The sequence below is a fragment of the Streptomyces sp. NPDC050263 genome, assembly GCF_040655955.1.
Lineage (GTDB): Bacteria > Actinomycetota > Actinomycetes > Streptomycetales > Streptomycetaceae > Streptomyces.
On record NZ_JBFAKW010000040.1, the window covers coordinates 65469 to 71649 of the forward strand.

4 protein-coding genes are annotated in these 6181 nt (G+C 69.9%); all 4 read right to left on the reverse strand.

The window, feature by feature from the left end; genetic code table 11:
* Positions 1 to 52: 52 nt before the first annotated feature.
* Positions 53 to 1420 (reverse strand): sugar ABC transporter permease, encoded by a 1368-nt coding sequence (locus AB0J04_RS19990; protein ID WP_363169825.1) that lies wholly within the window; start codon positions 1418 to 1420, stop codon positions 53 to 55.
* Positions 1417 to 2208 (reverse strand): ATP-binding cassette domain-containing protein, encoded by a 792-nt coding sequence (locus tag AB0J04_RS19995; protein WP_363169826.1) that lies wholly within the window; start codon positions 2206 to 2208, stop codon positions 1417 to 1419. The genes AB0J04_RS19990 and AB0J04_RS19995 overlap by 4 nt, the downstream gene beginning before the upstream one ends.
* A 284-nt stretch (positions 2209 to 2492) precedes the next feature.
* Positions 2493 to 3581 (reverse strand): substrate-binding domain-containing protein, encoded by a 1089-nt coding sequence (locus AB0J04_RS20000; protein WP_363169832.1) that lies wholly within the window; start codon positions 3579 to 3581, stop codon positions 2493 to 2495.
* A gap of 135 nt (positions 3582 to 3716) precedes the next feature.
* Positions 3717 to 4916, reverse strand: coding sequence for an ROK family transcriptional regulator (locus tag AB0J04_RS20005; protein ID WP_363169833.1), 1200 nt, complete (start codon positions 4914 to 4916; stop codon positions 3717 to 3719).
* Between the last annotated feature and the right edge of the window lie 1265 nt (positions 4917 to 6181).

Genomic DNA, 6181 nt, shown 5'->3' on the forward strand with positions numbered 1-6181 from the left:
GACGGTGCCCGGCATCTGAACAGATGCCGGGCACGTCACGCCACGTGGGACATCAGCCGCGACCGGCGGCCTTCTGGCTCTTGCGCGAGACGGAGTCGATGACGACCGCGCCGAGCAGAACACCACCGGTGATCATGTACTGGATCGAGGTGTTCATGTTCAGCAGGTCGAGACCGGTCTGGATGGACTGGATGACCAGCATGCCCAGCAGGGCCGACCAGACGGTGCCGCGGCCGCCGAAGAGGCTGGTGCCACCGATGACGGCCGCCGCGATGGCGAGCATCAGGGTGTTGCCGCCACCGGCGCTCAGCGACGCGCCCGCGGTCTGGCCCGCGAAGAACATGCCGCCGACCGCCGCGAAGCCGCCGGAGATGGCGAACACGGTGATCCGGATCATCGGCACGTTGATGCCGGCACGACGGGCGGCCTCGATGCCGCCGCCGACCGCGAACACCTTGCGGCCGTACGTCGTACGACGCAGCACGAAGTCCACGACCACCAGCGCGGCCAGGAAGATCACCAGCGCGTTGGAGACACCGGACGCGTTGTTCAGCACGGCGGCGGAGACGAACGCCGCGACGGCGAGCGCGCCCACGCGCAGCAGGATCTCGCTGGTCGGCCGGAACGGCACGCCCGCGGCCTTGCGACGGCGCTGCTCACCGAGGTTTCCGACCAGGGACAGCACGACGGCGAGGCCGGCCAGGATGTAGGCGCCGATGATCGCCTGGTCCATGAAGAAGGAGTTCTGGCCGAGCAGGTGGATCGGGCCGGAGTCCGACGGCAGGTTGATCGTGCCGCTGGAGCCCAGCAGCCAGAGCATCAGACCGTTCCAGCCGAGGAAGCCGGCCAGGGTCACCACGAAGGCCGGTACGCCGATCCTCGCGAAGAACCATCCCTGCAGGGCGCCGATCCCGATGCCGGTGAGGATCGCCAGGACCAGCGCGAGCCAGGGGCCCATGCCGTGGTCCACCACGAACACGGCGAAGAGCGCGGACCCCAGACCGCTGACGGAACCGACCGACAGGTCGATCTCACCGAGCAGCAGCACGAACACCAGGCCGATGGCGAGCATGCCGGTGGCCGAGAGGAAGTAGCTGATGTTGGAGAGGTTGTCGGCGCTCAGGAAGCGGTCGTTCTGCAGCTGGAAGATCGTCCAGATGACGATCAGTCCGAGGACGACCGGGATCTGGCCGAGCTCGCCGCCCTTGACCTTGCGCTTGAACTCGGTGACATAGCCCTTGAAGCCCTCTTCGCGGACCAGCAGACGCGGGTCGACGACGGCGACCGGCGCGGCCGTGGGGTCGTCGGAGGGCGCGACGGTGTCCTGGCCCTCGACGACGCCCTCGGTCTTGGTGACCGTCGTGGCCTTCCCGGGCTCCGAGGAGTCGTCGCCCTTCACGGTCTTCGACGTGTCGCTCACTTTGCCGCCTCCGTGGTGCGACGCCCCGCACGACGGGTCACGGCGTTGTCCGTGGCTCCCGTGATCGCGGCGATGATTTCTTCGTGGCTGGTGTCCTTCACGGGGAAGGAGCCGTTGTTCTTGCCCAGGCGCAGGACGGCGACGGTGTCCGCGACCGCCTTGACGTCGGCCATGTTGTGGCTGATGAGGATGACGCCGAGGTTGCGCTCGCGCAGCCGCTCGACCAGGTCGAGGACCTGCGCGGTCTGCTCGACGCCGAGGGCGGCCGTGGGCTCGTCGAGGATGACGACCTTCGGCTCGCCGATCAGCGCACGGGCGATGGCGACGACCTGACGCTGGCCGCCGGAGAGGCTGGCGATCGGGATGCGCACGCTCGGGATGCGGATGGAGAGCGTGGACAGCAGCTCGCGGGAGTTCTTCTCCATCGTGACCTCGTCGATGACGCCGCGGTGCAGCAGCTCACGCCCGAGGTAGAGGTTGCCGACGACGTCGAGGTTGTCGCACAGGGCGAGGTCCTGGTAGACGGTCGCGACGCCGAGTCCCTGGGCGTCGTGGGGCTTGTTGATGCTGACCGGCTCGCCCTCCCACTCGATGACTCCCTCATCGATGGGGTGCACTCCGGCGATCGTCTTGACCAGGGTGGACTTTCCTGCGCCGTTGTCGCCCACCAGGGCGACCACTTCTCCGGCGTGGACCTCCAGCTCGACGTCGGTGAGTGCCTGCACCGCACCGAATCGCTTGGAGACTCCGCGCAACGCCAGCACGGGCGTAGCGGACACGTGAACCATCTCCTTCGCCGCCTGACCGGCGGGGATGCCGCCGCGCGCAAAGACAGGCGCGGAGGGATGTGCGCGAGTCACGGGGTACGCGACGTCGACGCACGAGGTTTACAGGATGAACATGCGTGAATCCGCTGCGCTCTCGGCAACGGTTCCGTCCGACGCCCGCCCCGGCAGCGGGGTCTGAGGTGGGGCGGGCGTCGGACAGGTCTCACGCGACCGCGGGGCGGTCGGTGGCCCCGAGGGCCGGCTCGAGTCTCGGCTCGAGCGGGCCGGCCCTCGGGGCCGGGTGCCTACTGGAGGCCGGCGGCCTTGCAGGCGGCGGCGTACTCGGCGGTGCAGATGTCCGCGACCGTGTACAGGCCGTCCTTGACGACGGTGTCCTTGATGTTGGCCTTGGTGACCGACACCGGGGTCAGCAGCGTCGAGGGCACCTTGTCGCCGGAGCCGCTGGTCAGCGTGGTGGTGGACAGGGACTTGATGTCCTTGCCCTCCAGCAGGTTGACGGCGAGCTCGGCGGCCGTCTCGGCCTCGGGCTTGTAGGCCTTGTAGACCGTGGCGGACTGGGTGCCGGCGACGATCCGCTGGATCGCGGCGAGCTCGGCGTCCTGGCCGGTCAGCGGGATGTTGCTGATCTTCGCACCCTTGAGGGTGTTGGCGATGCCACCGGCCATGCCGTCGTTGGCGGCGTAGACGCCCGCGATGTTCTTGGCGCCCAGCTGGGTGATCGCCGCGGACATCTTCTGGGCCGCGACGGTGTCCTTCCACAGGCCGGACTGCTCGTAGGCAATCGTGACCTTGCCGTCGAGGATCTTGTGCGCGCCTTCCTTGAACTGGGCGGCGTTCGGGTCGGCGTCGTCACCGTTGATCATGACGACCTTCGACGCGGTGGTCGCCTTGGCGCCGAGGGCGTCGAGCAGGGCCTGGCCCTGGAGCTCGCCGACCTTGACGTTGTCGAAGGAGACGTAGGCGCTGACCGGGCCCTGGGCGAGACGGTCGTACGCGACGACCTTGACGCCCTTGTCCACGGCGGACTGGATCGAGGACTTGATCGCGGCGGAGTCCTGGGCGGAGATCACGATGACCTTGACGCCCTTGGTGACCATGTTGCTGACCTGCTGGGCCTGCTTGGCCGGGTCGGCCGCGGCGTTCGCGTACTCGAGCTTGCAGTCGGCGCAGAGCGCCTTGACCTTGGCGTCGAAGTACGGCTTGTCGAACTTCTCGTACCGCGCCGTGACGCTGTCGGGGAGCAGCAGGCCGATGGACTTGTCGCCCGAGCTGCTGCTGCCGGAGTCGCTGTCCTTGTCGTCGCCTGCCTTGCCGCACGCGGCAATCGACAGCGCCATGGAGACGGCGGTGGCGCCGATCACGACTCTACGCATCGTTGCGTTCATTTGGGGTGTGCCTCCCTGACAGGGCCGCAGCGCTGCGGCCGAGGTGGCTGGAAGTCAACTCGGCCACACGTGCGACGTCAAGAAGTAAATACTTAACGAGATGGCAACGGCGTCATTCGTTCTCTAAGTGAAGGCAGGTGTCGCTGCGGTCAGCGTGCCGTCCAAAAGGGTCGAATCACCCATCTCGCCGAGCGCGAGAGCGAGTGCTCCGAGCACCTCCGCACGACCACCAAGTGCCCCCGGGAGAACGGTGAGTTGACGCGCCGCACTCGGGATCGCATAGCGGCCGACGGACTCCCGGATCGGCCCGAGCACCAGCTCACCAGCCTCGGCGAGATCACCGCCGAGCACCACCCGGCTCGGGTTCAACAGGTTGCAGAGATTGGCGACTCCACTGCCGACGTGTCGGCCGACGTCGGCGATCACCCGACGGCAGCCCGGGTCTCCGTCCCTGGCCAGCCGCACGACGCCTTCCATCGTCAGGTCCGTGCCGTGGCTGGACTGGAGGAGCGGGAGCACGTACCGCGCGGCCGCGAAGGTCTCCAGGCAGCCACGGTTACCGCAGCGGCAGACCGGGCCGGATTCGTCGAGTGTAATATGCCCGATTTCCCCTGCGGTTCCGCCGGGACCCCGGTAGATCTTCCCCTCGATCACCAGACCGGCGCCGACACCGCTGGCGACCTTGATGTAAGCAAGATCACGAACGCCTTTTCCGCTGCCCCAGACCATCTCGCCGAGGGCGCCGAGGTTGGCGTCGTTGTCCACGTGCACGGGCACGCCGAGGCGGCCTCTCATCTCCTCCGCGGGTCTGGTGCCGATCCAGCCGGGCAGGATGGCGGAGGAACCGAGCGTGCCGGACTCCAGTTCGATCGGTCCGGGCACGCCGAGACCGACTCCGGCGACCTTCGCACGGTCCACCCCGGTGGCCTCGATCAGCCGGCTGACCAGCTGTTCCGCCCGGTCGAACCCCTGCGTGGAGGAGGCGTCCACATCGAGCGGCTCGGCCTCCTCGGCAAGAACCTGGTGGGCCAGGTTGCCCACGGCGACACGCAGGTGCGTATGGCCGAAATCGACTCCGATGACAATGCCGGCGTCGCCGCTCAGACTGACGCTGCGGGCCCTTCGTCCACCGGCCGAGGTGGGCGTCACCTCGACGGTGCCGCCGTCCTTGAGCTCGCGCACGATGTTGGAGACGGTGGCGGCGGACAGCCCCGTCGTCCGGGCGATCTCCGCCTGCGTGAGGGACCCGGCCAGACGCACGGCGCGTACGACTCGCTCCAGGTTGGCTCGGTGCAGTGACGACTGCGACCCCGGAGTCTCCACGACGACCTCCCGCACGCGGGACCGCTTCAGCGAGGCCCCGTCTATGTCCAACTAGTGAACTCTAAGCTGAGCTGTTCGGGTTGCCTCCCGTCAAGAGGTTGAACAGTATCCGCACGCTTGCACAGAGCCACGAAGGGCGGCCGAACCGACGGTTGCGGGGTGTGTGGAACCGGGTGCGGGGCGTTGCGGGCGGGGTGGAGTCGGGGTGCGGACGAGTGCGACGCGGCCGCGGGAGGACGCGATCGGAGGGGCGCGGGCAAGGCACGACGGGCTCGATCGGGAGGCGGGGGCGAAGAGGGCCGGGCCGGAAGGGCGGCTGAAGGGGGGAGGGAATGGGGGCATTTGGCGGGTGCGACTGGGCGAGCGGAGGGACGCGAGGGGGCGGGAGGAAGGCGAAACGAGGGAGCGAAGGGGATGAAATGCCACACCGCCCGGCGACCTGCGAGCCTCGGACTGCACCCGAAAGACGACGCCCGTGTGCTCCAGACAGCGCACACAAGGTGAAGGCCGACGCGATTCGGACGGACGGCGAGGACGACGGCCGACTTGCCCCCGGAGGGGGCGTGAGGGCAAGGGCGCGAGCGACGCGATCCGGACGGGGCGGGCTTGCTCCCGGGGCCCGGCGGGCCGGCGAGGAACCGGCAGCGTGATCCCGGGACCGGGCGGCAAGGACGCGAGCAGCGCGATCCCGGCCGACTTGCTCCCGGGGCCGGACGCGGCGGCGAGGAGCCGGCAGCGCGGTCCCGACGCCCGACGCCCGACGCCCGGCGGCGAGGGCGCGGGCCCCGCCGCATCCTGCGGACCGTGCACACCTACCCGCTCGACCTGCGCGACGAGGTGCTCGCCGGCCGGGCGGGGCGACGGTGCCGGCCGCGTCGTCGTCGTGCGCCGATGCCGTGCGGAGGCGGGCGAGGAGCGGGCGAAGGGGCCCGGCCGCGTCGAGCCATGGGCGCCGACGCCGGCCACCAGACCCCGGGCCGACGGCACCCGGCACGGCAGCGACCCGGCACACCGGCCCACCGGACCCGCGCCGACGCACCGGGCAACCCTCGCCGGCCGACGGACCCGGGCGTGCCCTGACGAGCACGGAAGCGCGAAAGGCACGCCGGACAGCGCGGCCGTCCCGCGCTGCGGGCGTCCGCCGGGGACAGGGGGCGACGACCCGTCGAGGTCGAGGCGGCCCCGGGCCGGGTCGGTCGTGCATCTCCGAGCCGTCCCACGCCCGTTGGACCGCGGCCGGCTCGGCCTCGGCCGCCGGGGTGGGG